Origin of the sequence: Streptomyces sp. NPDC001828, from assembly GCF_042892175.1 — a bacterium.
Lineage (GTDB): Bacteria > Actinomycetota > Actinomycetes > Streptomycetales > Streptomycetaceae > Streptomyces.
Genome location: NZ_JBIATV010000002.1, coordinates 169919 through 191144, shown reverse-complemented (window position 1 = coordinate 191144; position 21226 = coordinate 169919). Strand labels below are relative to the sequence as shown.

The following is a 21226-nucleotide window of genomic DNA, read 5'->3' as shown; positions in this document are numbered from 1 at the left end:
CCATTGCGCCGCTATCGCGCTGCTTGTTCGACTTCCTTCACCTCAGGTCCATGGAGCCTCAAGGAGCCTTTTCCGATGGCCAACTTCTCCAAGTCCAACGTGCCGCAGTTCTCCGTCGAGGTGTACCAGAACGAGTTCCTGCCGGAGGGCGGACGCGAGGTCAACGCGATCGTCACGGTGGCCTCCACCGGCGGCGGCACCCTGGGCGGCGCCCCCTTCACGGCGGCTTCGGCCGCGCCCTCCTCCATACCGGGCCGGGCACCCGGCGCCGCCGTGGTGATCATGGTGGACTGCTCGGGTTCGATGGACTATCCGCCGACCAAGATGCGCAACGCCCGCGACGCCACGGCCGCCGCGATCGACACCCTGCGCGACGGCGTCGCCTTCGCGGTCGTCGGCGGTACGCACATCGCCCGCGAGGTCTACCCGGGCAACGGCCGCCTCGCCACCGCCGACCACCAGACCCGCGCGCAGGCCAAGGAGGCGCTGCGCAAGCTGAGCGCGGGCGGCGGCACCGCCATCGGCACCTGGCTGCGGCTCGCCGACCGGCTGCTGGCCGCCGCGGACGTGCCCATCCGGCACGGCATCCTGCTGACCGACGGGCGCAACGAGCACGAGTCGCCCGAGGACCTGCGTTCGGCCCTCGATGCCTGTGCCGGGCGGTTCACCTGTGACGCCCGTGGCGTGGGGACCGACTGGGAGGTCAAGGAGGTCACCTCGATCTCCTCCGCCCTGCTCGGCACCGCCGACATCGTCGCGGATCCGGCCAACCTGGCCGGTGACTTCACGCAGATGATGGAGAACGCGATGGGCAAGGAGGTCGCGGACGTCGCGCTCCGGCTGTGGACCCCGGTCGGCGTGGAGATCAAGTTCGTCAAGCAAGTGGCGCCCACCGTCGAGGAGTTGACGGACCGTCGGACCGAGGCGGGGCCGCGCGCCGGGGACTATCCGACCGGCTCCTGGGGGGACGAGTCACGCGACTACCACGTGTGCGTCCAGGTGCCCCGGGCCAACGTCGGCCAGGAGATGCTGGCGGCCCGGGTCTCGCTGATCGTGCCCGACCGCGACGGCGGGACGCCGCAGCTGCTCTCGCAGGGCCTGGTGCGGGCGGTGTGGACCGACGACATGGCGGCCTCCACGTCCATCAACCCGCAGGTCGCGCACTACACGGGCCAGGCCGAACTGGCACAGGTCATCCAACAGGGCCTGGATGCCCGCAAGTCGGGCGATGTGGACGGGGCGACCGCGAAACTGGGCCGGGCGGTGCAGCTGGCCGCCGCCTCGGGCAACGCCGATACCGCGAAACTGCTCGCGAAGGTGGTGGACGTCGTCGACGAGGCGACGGGTACTGTGCGACTGAAGGCGAAGGTCGCGGAAGCGGACGAGATGACCCTCGAAACGCGCTCCACCAAGACCGTTCGCGTCAAGAAGTAACAAGAAGCGAACAAAAAGTGACTACGCCCGAGAAGCGCGTGGTTACGCCCGAAAAGCTCTGAGAAGTACCGAGAAGTACCGAGAAGTACCGACAGCACCCAGAACCACCGAAACGCCGCGGCCCACGGGGCCGGATGATGAGAGGGGGAAGCGACTCCATGCCGACCTGCCCGAACGGACATCAGTCGGGTTCCGACGACTGGTGCGAGATCTGCGGCCATCGCATGGGCGCCGTGCCGCCGCCTCCCCCGCCTCCGCCGGCGTACGGCTACCCGGGTCCCGGGGATCCGGGCGCCACCGCCCAGGCCGAGCTCTGCCCGCAGTGCCGCACCCCGCGTGAGGCGGGGGCGCCGTTCTGCGAGGAGTGCCGCTGGAACTTCCTCACCAACACGGCGACCTCGTACACCCCGCTGGCCCCGCAGCAGCCGATGCCCCAGCAGGGCCCCGGCCCCGCGCAGGGCCCGGGCCCGCATCTGCCGCCCCCCTTCCAGCAGGGGCCGCCGCCCGTGCCGCGCGACCCGTACGAGTACCAGAGCTCGCGGCCCTCGCAGGTGAACCGGCCGGCCGAACCGCTGGCCGCCGAGCCCTCGCAGCGCTCCGGGCAGCAGCTCCCGCCGAACCCGTTCCAGCAGCAGCCGCCGCCGGGGCCCTTCAACGGGGGCCAGGGCGGTCCGCCTCCGCCGCCGTTCAACGGGGGCCAAGGTGGTCCTCCTCCCCCGCCGCCGTTCAACGGGGGCCAGGGCGGTCCTCCCCCGCCGCCGCCCGCGTTCCAGCACCAGGCTCCGCCGGTGCCGCCGCAGGTCCAGCAGCCGCAGCCCGCTCCCGCGCGGGACGACGACTGGACGCTGCCGCCGCCGTCCCAGCCCGTGCCGGACTCGGGCCGCCGGTCCGCGCCCGACCGCGGCGACGACTGGCCGCAGCCCACCCCGCAGCCCGGACCGCCGTCGGTCCCGCAGCCGCCCCAGGAGCGGGGCGCCGACGACTGGCCGCAGCTCGCGCCGCCGCCCGCGCCGCAAGCACAGGCCGCGCCCCAGCCCGCTCCGCCGTCCGCTCCCGAGCGCGACGACGACTGGCCGCAGCCCGTCACACCGCCCGCGCCGGCCGGCTGGTCCATCACCATCGGGCCGGACCGGGACTACTTCCTCGCGATGATGCAGCGCAGCGGCCCGGAGGCGGCGGGTCTCAACCTGCCCGCGTACTCCCCCGAGCAGCAGCGCCCGCTGTCCGGCAACCAGATCACCATCGGCCGTCGGCGCCACTCCACCGGTGAGGCTCCCGACATCGACCTGTCGGTGCCGCCGGAGGACCCGGGCGTCTCGCACCAGCACGCGGTGCTCGTGCAGCAGCCGGACGGCACCTGGGCGGTCGTCGACCAGAACTCGACGAACGGCACCACGGTCAACGGCGCGAGCGAGCCGATCCAGCCCTACGTGCCGGTGCCGCTCCAGGACGGCGACCGGGTGCACGTGGGCGCCTGGACGACGATCACGGTGCGCCGGGGCTGAACGGCCGCTCCCGCAGGGGCCAGGTGTAGGGCCCCTGCGGATCGTCCAGCCACGCCCACTGGGCCCCGGCGTCCACCGTCACCCCGAACCGCTCGCGCGGTGGGCGCTGCTCGCGGCGCCACAGCGCGTGCGCCTCGTATGGGTCGAGGCTGCCCGCGGTCAGTTCGAGCAGGAAGCGGAACAGCTCGTTCGTGACGCTCTCACGCGGAAGGCCGCCGGTGTACGGGGTGCCGCGCGGCTGTGCCCCCGTACCGCGCAGGGGCACGAAGTAGGCCGGGGTGTGCAGGAAGCGCCCCTCGGCGCGGCCCGGGCCCGCCACCCTCAGCCGGATGAGGCCGGTGGCCAGCGGGGCCAGGATCAGCGCGCCGGTGCCGCACTGGTCCGGCCACTCCTGCGGCACCGAGCCCACCGTGCAGGTCGCCACGACCTTGTCGAAGGGCGCCCGCGCCGGAACTCCGCGCGCCCCGTCCCCCGTGATCACCGCGGGGTGGTAGCCGGCCGCGTCCAGGTGCAGCCGCGCGGATTCGGTGATCTCCGGGTCCAGGTCGACGGTGGTCACGTTCGCCTCGCCGAGCCGGTGGCACAGCAGCGCCGCGTTGTACCCGGTGCCCGCGCCGACCTCCAGGACCCGGTCGCCGTCGCGCAGGTCGAGCGCCTCCAGCATGCGTGCCATCAGGGAGGGCTGGCTGCTGGAGGAGACGAGGTCGCCGTCGCGCATCCGGGTCCCCAGCGGCGCGTCCGCGTACGCCCCGGCGAGCCAGCGTTCGCGCCGGTCCGCGTCGGGGTCCTCGCCCCACAGCCGGACATGGCCGCCCGGTCCCGCCTCGTAGTAGTACGGCACGAAGAGGTGGCGCGGCACGTCCTCGAACGCGGCCCGCAGGGCCGGGTCGGCGAGCGCCCCGCCCGCCGCGATCTGCCGTACCAGGGCCCGCCTCAGTGCCAGGTCCGCGCTCATACGTCCACTGTGCTGTGCCGGGGCCCGGGAGGCGAGTGGTCGTACGCCCCCGGTCGCGGCGCCCACGCGGCGAGTGGTCCTACGCCGCCGGTCCTCGGTCACCGGGTCTGAGACCATGGAAGCGTGCCGCATTTCCCGGGGGACGGCCCCTGGACCCCGGACGTCGTCCGGGGGCGGGCCCGACTGGCATTGCGAGGGTGTTCAACGTGACCGAGATTCCGCGCGGCACGCTCCAGGAGCAGACCTTCTACGAGCAGGTCGGCGGCGAGCAGACCTTCCGGCGGCTCGTCCACCTCTTCTACCGGGGCGTCGCCGAGGACCCGCTGCTGCGGCCGATGTACCCCGAGGAGGACCTGGGCCCCGCCGAGGAGCGGCTCGCCCTGTTCCTGATGCAGTACTGGGGCGGCCCGCGCACCTACAGCGACGGCCGGGGCCACCCGCGCCTGCGGATGCGGCACGCGCCGTTCACGGTCGACCGGGCCGCGCACGACGCCTGGCTGCGCCACATGCGCACGGCCGTCGACGAGCTCGGCCTGTCCCCCGAGCACGAGCAGACGCTCTGGAAATACCTGACGTACGCGGCCGCCTCGATGGTCAACTCCGAGGGCTGAGCCGCCCCGCCGCCCCCCGCCCTGCCCGAAAGCACCTTCGATAACTGCCCCTACGACCGGAATTCGGTCGTCCGTGGTCGCATTCCGATCACGATCGGGCAAGAACGGCAGGCAAGCGGTTTCCATGGCGCCAAACCCTCTGAAAGCATCTGGACACATTTCGGGGGGATGGCTCAAAAGCCAAGGGGGGCCGTGTGCCGGGTTTCGTCTTTCTGCGCGTCCGCGCACACCGCTTGCTGCTCATGGCGGCGCTGCTCGCCGTGCTGCTCACGACCTCGGTGCTGGCCGCGCTGACCGCGTTCTCCGGGTCGGTCTCGGACGCGGCGCTGCGCCACACCCTGGCCACCCGCTCGGCGGCGCCCGCCGCCCTTGCCGTCAAGTCCGAGACCAAGCCGGACCAGCGGCGGGCGGCGACGGACGCGGTACGCACCGGAGCCCGAGCGACCTTCGACCAACTCCCGATCACCACACGGGAGTTCACCCAGTCCGGACCCTACGCCCTGCCGCGCTCCCTGCAGTCGCCGGACGCCCGGGCCGGCGATCCCGACCTCACCCTGTTCGCCTCGATGGACCGCTCACGGGTGCGCCTCACCGCGGGTGGCTGGCCGGCCGCCGGCGCCTCGGGCGAGATCCAGGTGGCCCTGCCCGAGTCCGCGGCCGGGCGCCTCGGTCTGCGCCCCGGCGCCACGCTCGCCCTCGCCGACCGGCTCGGCGGCCCGGGTCTGACCGTCCGCATCACCGGCATCTACCGGGCCGTTGACGTCTCCGACGCGTACTGGCGTCTCGACGACCTGGGCGGCCGGGGCATGCGCAAGCTCGACTTCACCACCTACGGCCCGCTGCTCACCGACGACTCGGTGTTCGCCGGCGGCCGGGTCAGCGCGGGCCAGAGCGCGTGGCTGGCCTCCGCCGACTTCTCCGGCATCGACGTCGGCCGGATCCCGGCGCTGCGCACCGCGTCCACCGACGGCCCCAAGTCCCTGATGAAACAAGCGGTGTTCGGGGGCAGCGCGACCGCGGTGACCTCGCTGCCCGAGATCCTCGACCGGGCCGACCGCTCCCTGCTCGTCTCCCGCTCCACCCTCCTGATCGTGGCGCTCCAGCTGGTCCTGCTCGCCGGGTACGCGCTGCTCCTGGTGGCCCGGCTGCTGAGCAGCGAGCGGTCCGGCGAGACCGAACTCCTGCGGGCCCGTGGCGGATCGCGCCGCCAGATCACCTGGCTCGCGGCCGCCGAGGCGCTGCTGCTCGCGGTGCCGGCCGCGCTCGTCGCCCCGCTGCTCGCGGGCCCGCTGACCCGGCTGCTCGCCGGACAGGGCGCGCTGGCCCGCGCCGGGCTGCACCTGGACACCTCGCCGACCGCCACGGTGTGGCTCGTCGCCGTCCTGGTCGCCCTCGGCTGCGCGGCCGCGGTGGTGGCCCCCGCACTCTCGGGGGGCCCGCTGCGCCGCGCCGGCCGGGACGGCGCGCTGCCCGCGCCGGTCCGCGCGGGCGCCGACATCGGGCTCCTGGTGATCGCGGGCGTCGCCTACTGGCAGCTCGACCGGCAGACCTCGGCCGCCGGCTCCGGGGGCGGCGCGATCAACACCGACGCCTCGGGCGGGCTCGGCATCGATCCGCTGCTCGTGGCGGCGCCCGCGCTCGCGCTGCTCGCCGGGACCGTCCTCGTCCTGCGTCTGATGCCCCCGGCCGCGCGCCTCGCGGAGCGACGCGCGGCGGGCGGGCGCGGCCTTCCGGCGGCGCTCGCGGGATGGCATTTCAGCCGGCGCCCGCTGCGCGGCGCGGGCCCGGTGCTGCTGCTCGTCCTCGCGGTCGCGATGGGCCTGCTCACGCTCGGCCAGTCGGCGACCTGGAACCGTTCGCAGAGCGACCAGGCCGACTTCCGCGCGGGCACCGACATCCGTGTCCTCGGCTCCACCACCAGCCCCGTCGGGCAGGCCGGGTCCTACGACGCCGTCCCCGGCGTGCGCACGGTCGCCCCCGCCGCCCGCACCTCGATGTCGATGAGCGCCGGGCGTTCGGGCACCGTACTGGCCCTGGACACCCGGCACGCCGACGGCTTCCTGCTGCGCGAGGACCTCGCGGGCCGCTCCGGCAAGGACGTGCTCGCCTCCCTCACGCCGAAGCAGGACGGCCCGGCCGGCGCCGCGCTGCCCCAGGACACCGAGCGGCTCGCCGTCACCGTGCGGCTCACCGGCGCGACGGCGGACGCGCAGCCCGGCACGGTGACGGCCACCCTGGAGGACCGCTACGGCCTGCGGTACCGGTTCGGCTTCGGGACGCTGCCCGCGGACGGCCGCCCGCACGACCTGACCCTCGATCTGGCCGCCGCCGCGGGCAAGCCGACGGGCCGCCCCGCCGGGCCGCTGCTCCTGACCGGCCTCGACGTGGTCCGCGACCTGTCCGACACCCGGGCGCCGCAGCAGGCCATCGCCCTGGACGGGCTGCGCGCCACCGGCCCCGACGGCAGGGTGACCGCGCTCGCGGTGCCGAAGGCCGGGCAGTGGACGGCGGACAGCAAGGACGTCTCGGGCGAGCTGAACTGGCAGACGGGCCTCACGTCCGCCACCCGCACCCTCACGCTCACCGCGCCCCGCTCCGCCGAGCCCACGCCGACCGCCGTCGCCGACGACCGGTTCCTGGACTCCAGCGGCAGCAAGGTCGGCGCGACCATCGACGTGCCGCTCGCCGGCCAGAGCGTCAAGGTGAAGATCGTCGGCCGGCTGAAGCAGCTTCCGACGACCGGCAGCGGAGCCATCGGCCCCGGCGGCACGGCCACGAACGCGAACGGCACCGACGGCGGCGGCCTGCTGCTCGATCTGCGGGCCGTCAACCGGGTCCTCCAGGACAAGGGCGACAGCCTGGCCGCCACCGAGTGGTGGCTGGCCACCGAGCCTGGCCGCTCGGCCGAGGCGACCGCCGTGCTCAAGGACCGCCCAGACACCGACCCCGCGCAGATCGTGTCCCGCGCCGAGATCGCCAAGGAGCTCGGCGGCGACCCGCTGGGCGCGGGCCCGCAGTCCGCGCTCGCGGCCGCGTCGATCGTGGCGGCGGCGCTCGCTGCGGTGGGCTTCTCGGTGAGCGCGACCGGGTCGCTGCGCGAGCGGGGCCAGGAGTTCGGCGTGCTGCGCGCGCTCGGCACCCCGCGCCGCCAGCTCGCCCGGCTCATCGCGGCCGAGCAGGGCGTCCTGATCGGGATCGCGCTGCTGGCCGGGCTCGGCCTCGGCGAAGTACTGACCAGAGCGGTGGTCCCGCTGATCGTCCTGACCGACCAGGCCGCCCAGCCGGTGCCCACGGTCCTGGTCGAGCTGCCGGCCGGGCGGGTGGCACTGCTGCTCGCCGGGGTCGCCGCGGTGCCGGTCCTGATCGTCGCGGCGATCGCGCTGCGCCGCACCGATCCCGCCGTCACACTCCGCAGCCAAGGGGGCAACTGACATGACCGGCAAGGCAGTCGCACCCTGGGTGCGCACCCGGCTGCGGACCGCGCCGGGCGCCGCGGCCGCGCTCGCCCTCCTGGTCCTGGTGACCGCGTGGCTGGCCGCCGCCTACCCGCGCGGTGTCGACACGTACGAGGACGAGGGCCTGCGCCGCACCGTGGCGTCGGCCGCGCCGGGCCGCACGGCCCTGCAGTTCGCGGCGGGCTCGCCCGGGCTCGCCCTGCCCGACGAGCAGCGGGCCACGATGGTCGGCCCCAAGCAGATGAAGCAGCGCTTCGACGCGGTCGTGAAGAACGTGCCCGCCCCGCTCACCAGCGACCTCTCCCAGTCGGCGTACGGGCTGCGCACGACCCGGCAGCTGGGTTCCGACGAGCCCTTCCTCGCGCGGCCCGACCACCGGCCGCCGCGGTTCACCGTGGCCACCCCCTCGGACCTCGCGTCCCACGTACGCCTGGTGTCCGGCAGGCTGCCCGCCGGACAGGCCGACCAGAAGTCGGCCGGGGCCGAGGTGGCCGTCACCGCCGCCACCGCCAAGGCCATCAACATCAAGGCCGGCTCGGTGCTGCACGTCGACGGCCTGGGCCGTCCACAGCTGGCCCTGACGGTGACCGGCATCGTGGAACCGCTGCTCCCGGAGGCCGGCTACTGGTCGGTCCTGCCGGTGCTGCGCACCCCGCAGCTGCTGCCCGCCAACGGCGACCCGGATCCGCCGATGTACTGGCACGGCGGTCTGCTGCTGGCCCCGGGCGCCGCCCCGGCCCTGCTCGCGACCGACAGCAAGCCCGAGATGTACGTCCAACTCGCCCCGGACACACAGCATGTGAATGCCCGTCAGTTCGACGACCTGAAGTCGGCGGTCGCGGCCCTGCAGAACGGTCCCGCGCTCTCCAGGCTGCGCACGGTCTTCGCCGTCTCGGCGACCTCCTACACCGAGCTCGACCGGGTGCTGCTCTCCTACCAGACCGTGCGTGACTCGATCAGCCCGGTGGTGGCGGTGGCCGGCTTCGGCACCGCGACGGTCGCCGCCGTGGTGCTCCTGATGGCGGGCGGTCTCGCCGCGTCCCGCCGCACCGCCGAACTCGCCCTGATGCGGGCCCGCGGCGGCGCGCTGCGCCAGATCTCCGGACGGCTGTTCGCGGAGAGCGCGGTCGTGGTCGTACCGGCCGCCGCCCTCGGCCTGCTGCTCGCCGTACTGGCCGTGCCCGGGGGCCGGTTCGCCCCCGCGCTCGCGGCGGCGGCCGTCGTCGCGGCGCTCGGCTGTCTGGCCCTGCCGGTGCGCGCGGCCCTGATCCACCGCACGGTCCGCTCGGCCGTCGAACGCACCGACCTGGTACGGGAGAAGCCCACCGCGCGGCGCACGGTGGCCGAGCTGACGCTGCTCGTGCTCGCGGTGGGCGCGGTGTTCGCGCTGCGCCGCCGGGGCACCACGGGCGGCTCCACCGACTCGCTGCTCAGCGCGGCCCCGGTGCTCGTCGGGGTGATCGCGGCGCTCGTCCTGATCCGGCTCTATCCGCTGCCGCTGCGCTGGGCGGCCCGCCCGGCGGCCCGGCTGCGCAGCACGGTCGGCTTCCTGTCCCTGGCCCGCGCCGGACGCGCCTCGGGCGGCGGCGCGCTGCCGCTGCTCGCCCTGCTCACGGCGCTGACCACGGCCGCGTTCGGCGGCTCGGTCCTGGCCGGCTCCGACGACGCGCGCGACCGTGCGGCGCTGTACGCGACGGGCACCGACGCCCGGATCGACAGCGACCTGCCGCTGCCCGGGGACCTGCCCGGGCGGGTGTCGAAGGTGGCGGGCGTCGAGGGTGTGTCGCCGGTCCACATCGAGTACTCGGTGCCGCTGCCCGACGGCGGCGACAAGACCGCCGTCGCCGGCGTGGACCCCGCCTCCTACGCGCGGCTGACCTCGGGCACCGCGCTCGGCATCGACGCCGGCCGGCTCAAGGCGCCGCCGGGCGCACCCGGCAAGGCCGTGCTGCCCGCCATCGCCTCGCCCCCGGTCGCCCAGCGCCTCGGCAAGGAGCCGGTCAAGCTGCGCGTCGCGGGCTACGACCTGACGGTCCGGGTGATCGCCACCCAGGACGGCTCGGCTGCCGTACCGGGGAGCGACTACCTTCTGCTCGACACGGCGGGCCTCGGCGCGAAGGACCCGACGGCGCTGCTCGTCGGCGGGTCCTCGCTCGACGCGAAGGCGTTGCGCAAGGCCGCCGACGGCGGGCACGCGAGCGTGCGGCTGCGCTCCGAGGCGCGCCAGGAGTACGCGGACTCGCCGCTCCAGATCGGCGCCGGGCACATCTACACGGCGGCCGTCGCCGCGGGCGCGGGCCTGGCCGTCCTCGCCCTGCTGCTCTCGCTCCTGCGCGGCGCCCCCGAACGCTCCGCGCTGCTCGCCCGGCTGCGCACCATGGGCCTGACGCGCCGTCAGGGACGGGTGCTGCTGGTCCTGGAGGCGCTGCCGCCGGCCCTCCTGGCGGGCGCGGGCGGCGCGCTGACCGGCTGGGCCTCGATCGCGCTGCTCGCACCGGGCATCGACCTGGCCGGCCTGGCCCTGGCCACCACCAGCGGCCTGGCTCCCGTCGGCGCCGAACTGCGCGCCGACCCGCTGTCGCTGCTGCTGCCCGCCGTGTGCGTGGTACTGCTCGCGGCGGGCGTGGCGGCGGCGCAGGCCTGGTGGAGCGGGCGCCGCGGAACCATCACCGAACTCAGGGCAGGAGACGCTCGATGACCACATCGCTCGAAGACCTGGAGCGCCGGGCCACCGCCCACCGCGACCGGCCCGCCTACGGGCACGACGCGCTGATCGCCTGCGACCGGCTCGTCCGGGTCTTCACCACCGACGGCGTCGAGGTGCAGGCCCTCCAGGGGCTCGATCTCCTGGTCACCGAGGGCGAGTTGATGGCTCTGGTCGGCGCGTCGGGCAGCGGCAAGTCGACGCTGATGAACATCCTGGCGGGCCTGGACGTCCCGACGGCCGGGGCGGCCAGGGTGGCGGGCCGCGACCTGCTGGCGATGGACTCCCGGGCCCGGCTCGGCTACCGCCGTGACGTGGTGGGTTTCGTCTGGCAGCAGACCGCCCGCAACCTGCTGCCGTATCTGACGGCCATTCAGAACGTGGCGCTGCCCATGCAGTTGGGGAGCCGGCTCACCAAGCAGAAGAAGGCCGAGCGGGCCGACTCGCTGCTCACCCTGCTGGAGGTCGCGCACTTCCGCGACCGCAGGCCGCACCAGATGTCGGGCGGCGAGCAGCAGCGCGTCGCGATCGCGGTGGCCCTCGCCAACAACCCGTCCGTGCTGCTGGCCGACGAGCCGACGGGCGAGCTGGACTCGGCGACCGGCGAGCAGATCTTCGCGGCGTTCCGCAAGGCCAACGAGGAACTCGGCACCACGATCGTGATCGTCACCCACGACCAGGCGGTGGCGAGCGAGGTCCGCCGCACGGTGGCCATCCGGGACGGCCGCACCTCGACGGAGGTGCTGCGCCGCACGCAGGTGGACGCGGCGACCGGCGAGGAGTCCCTGGTGGCCCGCGAGTACGCGATGCTCGACCGGGCGGGACGCCTCCAGCTGCCCGCCGAGTACACCCGCGCGCTCGGCATGGAGCACCGGGTGGCGCTGGAGCTGGAGACCGACCACATCCAGATCTGGCCGGACGAGCAGTAGGGGCGCCGCCCTGGGCGGTCAGCGGGGCGGGGGTGGGGCCTCAGGCGGGGGTGACGCTCAGGCCGCCGGCGCCCGCCCGGCGCAGCGCGATGGATCCGTAGGGCGTCCGCAGTCGCAGCCACGGGCCGGAGGCGAAGAGCACCACCGGTTCCGGCACCGAGGGCGCGCCCGCCGCGGCGAGGGCGCGTACGGGACGCAGGAAGCCGAGCGACTGGGCCGCGTGCACGGCGCGCAGCGGCAGTTCGGTGGAGCCGAGGGTGCGGGACCAGATCTCGCGCCCGATCCGCTCACGCTCGGCCCGGGTGCGCAGTTCCTCGGGCAACGCCTCGTCCCGGGAGCGGAATTCGGCGACGGCGGCCGTGACCGCGCCCCGCATCCGCTCCGGTTCCGGCAGGCCGGACACCGGCTGCCAGCCGCCGCGCGGCGGCAGGACCCCGGCCCACGGGGGGCCGGTGACGGCGGCCGGGACGCCGGCCGTCGCCGCCGGCTCGTCGAGCGATTCGAGGAGTTCACCGGCGGAGACGGTCACGTCCAGGGCGAGGGAGGGGTCGCCGAGGCGGGCCGTGCGAATCGCGAGCACCTCGAAGGACGGCGGCCGGCCGAAGACGGCCAGCGCCCCGCCGCCCGCCTGGAGGCGGACGGCGGCGGCCCGGTCGTAGTGGATCAGGCGGCCGAGGAAGGCGGCGAGATCCGCCACCTCCCTCGCATCGTCGAACCGCAGCACGGCGTTCATGCCGCGGCCCGCTCCTGTCCCTCGGCGCGGGCGTCGTCGTCCAGGTACTCGCGCAGGAAGGCCTTCTCCTCGGCGGTGATCCGCCGCGGCCGCCCCTCCGCCAGGTCGTAGGGCACGACGACGGTGGACGCCGTGACGTACACGAGGCCCCCGTCGCCGGGCTCCTTGATCTCGTAGGAGATGGTCAGCGACGCCGCGCCCATCTTCGTCACCCACGACTCGATGATGACCGGCTCGTGCCGGTGCACCAGGGGCCGCTTGTAGTCGATCTCGTGCCGGGCCACGACGGACCCGCCCTGGAACGACGGCGACCCGTCGCCCGGCGCGAGCCGGAACATGAAGTCGATGCGGGCTTCCTCCAAGTACCGGACGAAGACCGCGTTGTTGACGTGCCCGAAGGCATCCATGTCCGACCAGCGCAGCGGGCAGCGGTAGATATGACGGGCCACTGGCAATCAGCCCCGGGTCAGCTTCTTGTACGTGGCGCGGTGCGGGCGGGCCGCGTCCGCGCCCAGGCGCTCGACCTTGTTCTTCTCGTACGACTCGAAGTTGCCCTCGAACCAGTACCACTTGGACTCGCCCTCGTAGGCGAGGATGTGGGTGGCCACCCGGTCGAGGAACCAGCGGTCGTGGGAGATCACGACGGCGGCACCGGGGAACTCCAGGAGCGCGTTCTCCAGCGAGGAGAGCGTCTCGACGTCGAGGTCGTTGGTGGGCTCGTCGAGGAGCAGCAGGTTGCCGCCCTCCTTGAGCGTGAGCGCCAGGTTGAGGCGGTTGCGCTCACCACCGGAGAGGACCCCGGCCGGCTTCTGCTGGTCCGGGCCCTTGAAGCCGAAGGCGCTGACGTAGGCGCGGGACGGCATCTCGACCTGGCCGACGTTGATGTAGTCGAGCTCGTCGGAGACGACGGCCCACAGCGTCTTCTTGGGGTCGATGTTGGCGCGGCTCTGGTCGACGTAGCTGATCTTGACCGTGTCGCCGATCTTGATGGAGCCGGCGTCCGGCGTCTCCAGGCCCTGGAGCATCTTGAAGAGCGTGGTCTTGCCGGCACCGTTGGGGCCGATGATGCCGACGATGCCGTTGCGCGGCAGCGTGAAGCTCAGGTCGTCGATCAGGACCTTGTCGCCGAAGGCCTTCGAGAGGTTCTCGACCTCGACGACGATGGAGCCCAGACGCGGGCCCGGCGGGATCTGGATCTCCTCGAAGTCCAGCTTCCGCATCTTGTCGGCTTCGGCGGCCATCTCCTCGTAGCGGGCCAGACGCGCCTTGGACTTGGTCTGACGCCCCTTGGCGTTGGACCGCACCCACTCCAGCTCTTCCTTGAGGCGCTTGGCGCGCTTCTCGTCCTTGCGGCCCTCGACCTTCAGGCGGGTCGCCTTCTTGTCCAGGTACGTGGAGTAGTTGCCCTCGTAGGGCAGCGCGCGGCCGCGGTCGAGCTCGAGGATCCACTCGGCGACGTTGTTCAGGAAGTACCGGTCGTGGGTCACGGCCACCACGGCGCCCGCGTACTTCGAGAGGTGCTGCTCCAGCCAGTTCACCGACTCGGCGTCGAGGTGGTTGGTGGGCTCGTCGAGGAGGAGCAGGTCCGGGGCCTCGATGAGCAGCTTGCAGAGCGCGACGCGGCGCTTCTCGCCACCGGACAGGGTGGTGACCGGCCAGTCGCCGGGGGGGCAGCCGAGCGCGTCCATGGCCTGCTCGAGCTGGGCGTCCAGGTCCCACGCGTTGGCGTGGTCCAGGTCCTCCTGGAGCTTGCCCATCTCTTCGAGCAGCGCGTCCGAGTAGTCGGTCGCCATGAGCTCGGCGACCTCGTTGAACCGCTTCAGCTTGCCCATGATCTCGGCGGCGCCGTCCTGGACGTTCTCCAGAACGGTCTTGGACTCGTCGAGCTGGGGCTCCTGCATGAGGATGCCGACGGTGAACCCGGGCGACAGGAAGGCGTCACCGTTGGAGGGCTGCTCGAGCCCCGCCATGATCTTCAGAACGGTGGACTTACCAGCACCGTTCGGGCCAACCACACCGATCTTCGCGCCGGGCAGGAAGTTCAAGGTGACGTCATCAAGAATCACCTTGTCGCCGTGCGCCTTACGCGTCTTGCGCATGGTGTAGATGTACTCAGCCAAGAGAAACCGTCCGGCAGATCGATGTGTGGGCAGATACACCCCATCTTGCCTGACGGCCACCCCCCGGGGGAAACGGGTATGGGCGGGGGCCCATGACCTGGGCGTTCGGGGTGGGGTTGGGTAGCCGTGCTGTTACGGGGTGTTGCCGGGGGCGGGATTCTTCCGCGCGGCAACGACGACGGCCCCGGTACGCGCATCGCGTACCGGGGCCGTCTTGGTCAGCTCAGTGGGAGCTCACCGGTGTGCCGGGGCTGCTGGTCAGTGACCCGCGGTCTTCTTCTTGCGGAGGAAGAAGACGGCGCCGCCGCCGAGCAGCACCAGGACGACCGCCGCGCCGGCGATCAGCGGGGTGGAGCTGGAGCTACCGGTCTCGGCGAGGTTGGTGCCGCCGTTGGTCCCGGTCGAGCTGCCGCCGGTCGAGGTGCCACCGGCCGAGGCGGGGCTGGGCTTCGAGGACGGGGTGGGCGTCGCGGTACCGGTCGTCTTGCAGTCGAGCACGCCGGAGAAGTGCTGGCCGGCGAGGTCGAAGGAGTACGTGGAGTCCTCGGCGAGCGGCAGGAACAGCGAGGTGGTGGCACCCGCGGGCGCCTTGCCGAGCTTCTTGCCGAGCACGACCACGTCGAACGGCTTGTCGCCCTTGTTGGTGACCGCGATGTCGAGGCCGCCCTTGGCGCAGTCGTTCTTGACGGTCACGGCCGGGGCGGTGCCCCACTTGGCCACGGCGACCGCGGTCACCGGCACGTCGCTGGTGCTGGCAAGGATGAACGTCTGGCTCTTGATCTTGCCGTCGCTGATGAAGGCCCGGCCGACCGGAACCTTGGTCTGCGCGCTCGCGGTCACCTTGACGGCGCCGTCCGGGGTGCCCTTGGGCACCTTGAAGTAGACCTGGGTGCCGTCGACGGCGGAGGTGATGACCTTGCCGTTCTTGTCGGTGAGCTGCACACCGGCCGGGGCGCCCGGCGCGAGGGCCAGGGTGGCCTTGTTGGCGTTGGTGTGGACCGTGAGCGGCCCGACCTCGCCACCGGAAAGCCCGGAGACCGCGTCCTTGTCGAAGCCCAGCGAAGCCTTCGGCTCCGGCTTGTTCTCCGCCTTGGCGAGCAGGTACTTGGTCAGCTCCGCCGCCGCGGCGTCCTGAGGCACGGCCTCGACGTCGTCGGAGAGGTGCCAGATCGCGGCCTGGGTGGCAGCGGCAGCCGTGTCCTTGGTGAGGTCCTTGCCGCCGATTGCCTGAGACAGCTGGTCCGGCGTCACCTTCGGGTAGGAGTGGTCGAGGATCCAGTTGATCTTACCGGCGGCCTCGGCCTTGTTCGCGAGGGAGGACTCCGCCCAGGTCACTTCCTTGTAGCTGGCGTTGTCCACGGTCTCGTGGTTCAGGTCGATGCAGTACGTCTGGATGACGCCCGCGTTGTCGACCTTGAGCTCGAACAGTCCACCGACGGGCGCAGTCTTCTCGCCGTGGTTATTGACGTCGATCTTGGCCCCCACCGTGACGGAGGCGCTCTTCAGCGTGGCATGCACACCCGAGGACGAGGCGGCGGGCTTGTCGTCCGCGAAGGACGTGCCCGCGCCGGCTATCGCACCGGCCGCGACGAGTCCCGTGACGGCTGTGGCGGTGGCGAGGCGCAGAGCACCCCGCTTGCGGGCGGAAGGCCCGTGAACGGCTGAAAACACAGAATTCCCCTTCGGGCGAGGCTCTTTCGCATGTGGTGCGCGTGCACGAGAGGTGCGCGTGGGGGAAGTGCCTCGCCGGCAGACTCAAGTGCCCCGTGAGTACGCCGGAATCCTAGGGATGCGGAAGTCGACGATCCGCAGGGATGACATCCGATAACCATTCCGATTCGCAATCGTTATCCCGGAACACGTGTGCCATCTGGGCTTATCGACAAATCCCCTGGACAGAAAGGGAGTTTCGGGACACCGGCCGGTCCGGCTCACACTCCCTCTCGGCTTCCCCTTCCCCGTGTTCCTCCCTCAAGTCCCCCTGCCTAGAAGGGCGTCGGAGGAACCGTCTCGGCCGCGGATGTGGCCGATTCCCATACCACCGCCGGAATGTCCTTGGCCGAAAGCGCGTCGCTGTCCGGCGCCCGGCGCGCATCCTCCCCCTGCGGGCCGGCCCGTTCGACCGGGCGCGCCTCGCCCTTGAACACGCGGCGGAACGCACTGGTCCCGCGCGAGATGTCGTGCCCGACCGCCACCGCGTCGACGTCCGCCGAGAACCGGCGCGGGCCGTCCTTGCGGTCCTCGTCCCGCACCTTCAACCGGCCGTGCACCACGACCGGTTCGCCGATCGCGACCGAGCCCGTCAGATTCATGCCGAGCGCCCGCGCCGCCCACACCGTGTAGAAGCTGGTGGCCCCGTCGGCCCAGGACTGCTTCTCGCGGTCGAAGCGGCGCGCGGTCACCGCCAGCCGGAACCGCGCCACCCCGCCCGTCGCCGTCTCCCGCCACTCCACCTGGGTGGCCACGTTGCCGACCAGCGTCACCATCGTCTCGTTCACTGCCCTCAACCCCCGTGCTGTTCCCGCCCGATGCCCGTACGGCCCGTGGGGGCAGAAAGAACCCCGCCCGGTCCAGCCGTCGATCGAACCCTTGCGCTGTCGATCTCCATGCTGGACCGGACGGGGAGAATGTGCCGGAGCCTGTGGACTACCCCCGGGTTGTGGAAAACCCGCTCACCCGGCCGGGCGCCCCCAAGGCCGAGCCGAGCCGAGCCCGCGCCCCCTGAGCCCGTGCGACCCGCTCACCGTTCACCCGCTCACCCCTCACCCCGCTCCCGCCAACCCGCCCCCCACCACCGCCGCGTACTGCTCCCGCACCTCCCGGTACCGCAGCAGTTCGGCGGCCACCGGGTCCAGGACCTTGGCCCGGCCGCAGGCCGCCGCGGCCTCGCGGAGGCGGCGTTCGGCCTCCTGCCCGTAGCGCCGCCCGGGGCCGCGCGCCGCGACCGCGCACGCCCACTCGATCAGCGGGCCGCCGACGATCCCGCCCAGCATCACGAGCGCGGGGACGATCAGGCCCGGTGTCAGCACCCCCACGATCTGCCCGAGCAGCCAGAGCCCGCCCACGACCTGAATGCCCGTCATGACCATCTGGGCCAGCACGGCGGCCGGCCACCAGCGCGGCCGGGGCGAGGTGCCGCGCTCCAACTCCTCGCGCACCGCGAGTTCGTCCAGCGCCTCGGGAAGCCCGTCGGCCCCTCGTACCGCCGCCTCGCGAACCGCCTGCGCCCAGGGCGCGGGCAGCCCGGCCGCGGCCTCGTCGGCCACCGTGCGGACCGCCTGCTCGACCCGCTGGCGGGCGGTGACCTGCTCCTCGATCTGGGCGTCGGAGCGGGGCCGCCGCACGGCCGGGACGCGGATCCGGTCGTACCAGCGCCACAGCCGCAGCCAGGGAGTCCCGCACGCGCGCTGGGCGCCCAGCCGCCACTCGCGTTCGGCGGCCTCCCCCGCGGCCGAGGCGCCGACCGCCTCGCCCAGCCGGTCCGCGAAGTCCCTGCGGGCCCGCTCGCCGAGCCCGGGCCGGCCGTCCGCCACGTACAGCGGGCGCAGTTCGGTGGCGGCCGCGTCCACGTCGGCGGCCAGTCGGCGGCCGGCTGCGCCGCGCTCCTGCACGAACATGCCGAGCTGCTCGCGGAGTTCGCCCACGCCCTGGCCGGTCAGCGCGGACAGGGAGAGCACAGAGGCGCCGGGCTCGCCGTGCTCGCCGAGCGCCATGCCGTCCTCGTCGAGCAGCCGGCGCAGATCGTCGAGCACCTGGTCGGCGGCCTCGCCGGGCAGCCGGTCCACCTGGTTGAGCACCACGAAGCTGACCTCGGCGTGCCCGGCGAGGGGCCGCAGATAGCGCTCGTGGAGCACCGCGTCGGCGTACTTCTCGGGGTCCACGACCCACACGATCGCGTCGACAAGGGCGAGCACGCGATCGGCCGCGTGCCGGTGCGAGACGACCGCCGAGTCGAGGTCGGGGAGGTCGACGAGGACCAGGCCCTCCAGGTCGACGCCCGCGTTGTCGAGCGGGCGGCGGCGCAGCCGGCCGGGGATGCCGAGCCGGTCGAGCAGGCCCGCCGCGCCGTCGGTCCAGCTGCACGCGATGGGCGCCCCGGTGGTCGGGCGGCGCAGCCCGGTGTCCGAGATCTGGCTTCCGGCAAGGGCGTTGAAGAGGGTGGACTTGCCGCTTCCGGTGGCGCCCGCGACGGCGACGACGGTGTGCCTCGCGGACAGGCGCTGGCGCGCGGACGCCTCGTCGAGCACCCGCCCGGCCTCGGCGAGCGCCCCCGAGTCGAGCCGGGTGCGGGAGAGGCCGACCAGTTCGCGCAGCGCGTCCAGGCGGCCGCGGACCTCGCCGACGTACGGCCCGCCGATGGGCTCGAACAGGGCGTCCTGCGGCTCCTCCCCCTCTTCGAGGGGGGACGTCATCTCGCCGGGCTCGGCGGCGCGCCGCGCGATCAGCCCGTCGGCCCAGCGGTCGTCGACCTCCTGCGTCATGCCGCTTTCCTCTCCTTCTGCACTACGGACAGTGCGGCGATCAGCCCGGCCTGCGGCTCGGGCGTCACCTCCAGTGCGTCCAGCGGTGCGATCCGCCGTTCGCGTTCGGCGCCGAGCACCTGGTCGATGTACGTGGCGACGAGTTCGCCGCCCTTGTCCCGCAGCCGCAGCGCACCCTGCGCGCCGATCCGCTCGGCGAGCCGCTCGCCCGCCCGGCGGGCCCGGCGTCCGCCGAGCAGGGCGGCGGCGAGCAGCGCCGCCACGGTCTCGGGGTCGGGCGCGAGCGAGCGTTCCATCTCGCGCACCTCCTCCTCGGCCAGCTCTTCGAGCACCCGGCGCCAGCGCCGTACGGCGAGCCCGATGCGGTCTTCCGGGTCCACCTGGCGTACGTCGGCGGCGAACCGCCCCGCCGCCGGTTCGCGCGCCCACGCGTCCCTGACCCGCTCGTCGGCGGCGGCCGCCGCGCACCGCAGCAGTTCGGCGAGGCTGTCCACGAGCGCGTCGAGGAGCTCGGCGGAGTTGGCGCCGCCGGGGTGGGCGCGCCAGCGGGTGAGCGCGTCCCCGGCGAGCACCTCGCCGGCCCGCAGACGACGCCGGACCCGTTCGCCCTCCTTGGCGTACGCGTCCTCGACCGCGCCGGTGAGGCGTACGGCCGCCGCGTACTGGGCCGCGACAGCCGAAGCGAGCTCCGGCATCCGCGCGTTGAGCGACTCGATCGCGCCGGACGCGGTCCGGGCGACGGCCTGCTGGCGGGCGGCCGGGTCCTGGCTGCGGTGGGTGAGCCAGGTCCGCAGCGCGGCCACCGCGGTGGAGGGCAGCAGCCCGTGCGAGGCCCCGGCCGACTCGGGCAGTTCGGGCACGGTGAACCGCGGCACCTCCCCGAGCCCGGCCCGGGTGAGCAACGCCCCGTACTGCCGGGACACTTCGCCGAGCACCTGGTGCGGCACCCGGTCGAGCACGGTCACGAGGGTGGCGTCGTACTCCTTCGCGGTGCGCAGCAGGTGCCAGGGCACGGCATCCGCGTACCGGGAGGCGGTGGTCACCATGACCCAGACGTCGGCGGCGCAGATGAGTTCGGCGGCCAGGATGCGGTTGCTGACGACCAGTGAGTCGATGTCCGGGGCGTCGAGGAGCGCGAGCCCGCGCGGCAGCGTGGCGGCGGTCTCCACGCGTACGGCTCCCTCGTCGTCCTGCCCGGGCGGGCCGTCGCGCTCGGCGTCCTCGTGCTGCTGCGGCAGCCACACGCGGGTGAGTTCGGGCAGCACGCGCGGCCCGGAGAACCACTCCCGGTCGTCGGGGTGGCACACGAGCACGGGCGTCCGCGTGGTGGGCCGCAGCACCCCCGCCTCGCTGACCCTGCGTCCCACAAGGGAGTTGACGAGCGTGGACTTGCCGGCGCCGGTCGAACCGCCGATGACCGCGAGCAGGGGGGCTTCGGGATCTCGCAGCCGGGGCAGCAGATAATCGTCGAGTTGTGCGAGCAGCTCACTGCGCGTCTGCCGGGCGCGCGGCGCACCCGGCAGGGGCAGTGGGAGACGCACGGCGGCGACACTGTCGCGCAGGGCGGAGAGTGCGTCGATGAGCTGAGGCCGTACGTCCATGGTCACCACATGCGAAGAATGCCCAATTTTGACGGCTTTTTGAAGCGTATGGCTACTTCCGCGCGCGTCCATAGGCCACCAAGACGCGCCGAACGGACAGATGGGACACGCGGGACGAGTGGGACGCAGGCATAACGAGTGCACAACACCCTGCGCCGCGAGCGTCAAAAGCGCTGCACGATTCGCACCTGCCTGCGATTATCGGTTCGCTTCACCGAACCTCCACATCGTGCCACGCAGGTGAAGCAACCGGGACGAGGTGACAGGAGCCCTATCCTTGTCCCCGGCAAGGTCATCGGCCCGGGACCCGTCCCGGACCCTCGCCCTCGCCGGCCCGGGGCTCCAGGCCACCGAGGCCCCATCCGGCCCCCGTAGCTCAGTGGATAGAGCAGGCGCCTTCTAAGCGCTTGGCCGCAGGTTCGAGTCCTGCCGGGGGCGCCACTGACGTCACGTCAGATGGACCGCATTTTGCCTGGTCAGACTATGTCTGACCCTCGCGTATTCCCAGCGTACGCCTGCTCGCCGACCGGCACCGGAGTCCGGCTGACACCGGCTGAAACTGACGTTCTACGGGTGTCCGTCCCCCATGCGTCCCCCAGTTCTCAGGGCCCAAATACATCCAAACGGCTACGCGTGGCAACGCCGAAGGGCGGTGCGGGACCCCATCCACAGGGGTCCCGCACCGCCCTTCTCGCATC

At 73.3% G+C, this 21226-nt stretch carries 14 protein-coding genes and 1 tRNA gene; 7 read left to right on the top strand and 8 right to left on the bottom strand.

Annotation, left to right across the window (positions count from 1 at the left end):
* Positions 1-75 precede the first annotated feature (75 nt).
* Both ACFYZA_RS07800 and ACFYZA_RS07795 read left to right on the top strand, forming a co-directional pair.
* Complete coding sequence (locus ACFYZA_RS07800) at positions 76-1434, top strand: VWA domain-containing protein (protein ID WP_382588419.1); 1359 nt, start codon at positions 76-78, stop codon at positions 1432-1434.
* Between the two features lie 158 nt (positions 1435-1592).
* Positions 1593-2939, top strand: a complete 1347-nt coding sequence (locus ACFYZA_RS07795; protein ID WP_388488366.1) for an FHA domain-containing protein — start codon at positions 1593-1595, stop codon at positions 2937-2939.
* Here the strand turns inward: ACFYZA_RS07795 and ACFYZA_RS07790 are convergent.
* Positions 2920-3894: a methyltransferase domain-containing protein gene (locus tag ACFYZA_RS07790; protein ID WP_382588415.1), complete on the bottom strand. Its 975-nt coding sequence runs from the start codon at positions 3892-3894 to the stop codon at positions 2920-2922. The two genes, ACFYZA_RS07795 and ACFYZA_RS07790, sit on opposite strands and share 20 nt — an antisense overlap.
* Positions 3895-4100: 206 nt before the next feature.
* On the opposite strand from ACFYZA_RS07790, the gene ACFYZA_RS07785 reads away from it, so the two are divergent.
* From ACFYZA_RS07785 to ACFYZA_RS07770, 4 genes are all read left to right on the top strand, one after another.
* Complete coding sequence (locus tag ACFYZA_RS07785; protein WP_382588413.1) at positions 4101-4505, top strand: globin; 405 nt, start codon at positions 4101-4103, stop codon at positions 4503-4505.
* Between the two features lie 242 nt (positions 4506-4747).
* On the top strand, positions 4748-7936 hold the full coding sequence (locus ACFYZA_RS07780; protein WP_388489384.1) for an FtsX-like permease family protein: 3189 nt from the start codon (positions 4748-4750) through the stop codon (positions 7934-7936).
* A gap of 1 nt (position 7937) precedes the next feature.
* Positions 7938-10658 carry an FtsX-like permease family protein gene (locus tag ACFYZA_RS07775; protein ID WP_388488364.1) on the top strand — a complete coding sequence of 907 codons (2721 nt, stop codon included), beginning with the start codon at positions 7938-7940 and terminating at the stop codon, positions 10656-10658.
* Entirely contained in the window at positions 10655-11593 is a 939-nt protein-coding gene (locus ACFYZA_RS07770) for an ABC transporter ATP-binding protein (RefSeq protein ID WP_388488362.1), read from the top strand. The genes ACFYZA_RS07775 and ACFYZA_RS07770 overlap by 4 nt, the downstream gene beginning before the upstream one ends.
* Positions 11594-11633: 40 nt before the next feature.
* Here the strand turns inward: ACFYZA_RS07770 and ACFYZA_RS07765 are convergent, their stop codons facing one another.
* The 7 genes from ACFYZA_RS07765 to ACFYZA_RS07735 form a co-directional block, all read right to left on the bottom strand.
* Positions 11634-12326, bottom strand: coding sequence for a hypothetical protein (locus tag ACFYZA_RS07765; RefSeq protein ID WP_388488361.1), 693 nt, complete (start codon positions 12324-12326; stop codon positions 11634-11636).
* Positions 12323-12775 carry an acyl-CoA thioesterase gene (locus ACFYZA_RS07760; protein WP_388489381.1) on the bottom strand — a complete coding sequence of 151 codons (453 nt, stop codon included), beginning with the start codon at positions 12773-12775 and terminating at the stop codon, positions 12323-12325. The genes ACFYZA_RS07765 and ACFYZA_RS07760 overlap by 4 nt, the downstream gene beginning before the upstream one ends.
* 6 nt (positions 12776-12781) lie before the next feature.
* Entirely contained in the window at positions 12782-14446 is a 1665-nt protein-coding gene (gene ettA / locus ACFYZA_RS07755) for an energy-dependent translational throttle protein EttA (protein ID WP_382588403.1), read from the bottom strand.
* A gap of 258 nt (positions 14447-14704) precedes the next feature.
* Positions 14705-16117, bottom strand: coding sequence for a Cys-Gln thioester bond-forming surface protein (locus tag ACFYZA_RS07750; protein ID WP_388488359.1), 1413 nt, complete (start codon positions 16115-16117; stop codon positions 14705-14707).
* Positions 16118-16431: 314 nt separating this feature from the next.
* Positions 16432-16944 carry a single-stranded DNA-binding protein gene (locus tag ACFYZA_RS07745; protein ID WP_388488356.1) on the bottom strand — a complete coding sequence of 171 codons (513 nt, stop codon included), beginning with the start codon at positions 16942-16944 and terminating at the stop codon, positions 16432-16434.
* Between the two features lie 264 nt (positions 16945-17208).
* A complete protein-coding gene (locus tag ACFYZA_RS07740; RefSeq protein ID WP_382588397.1) occupies positions 17209-18927 on the bottom strand; it encodes a GTPase in 1719 nt (572 codons plus the stop codon).
* Entirely contained in the window at positions 18924-20528 is a 1605-nt protein-coding gene (locus ACFYZA_RS07735; protein WP_382588395.1) for a dynamin family protein, read from the bottom strand. The genes ACFYZA_RS07740 and ACFYZA_RS07735 overlap by 4 nt, the downstream gene beginning before the upstream one ends.
* 365 nt (positions 20529-20893) lie before the next feature.
* Here ACFYZA_RS07735 and ACFYZA_RS07730 point away from each other — a divergent pair.
* Positions 20894-20969 (top strand) — tRNA-Arg (locus ACFYZA_RS07730).
* The last annotated feature ends 257 nt before the right edge of the window (positions 20970-21226 follow it).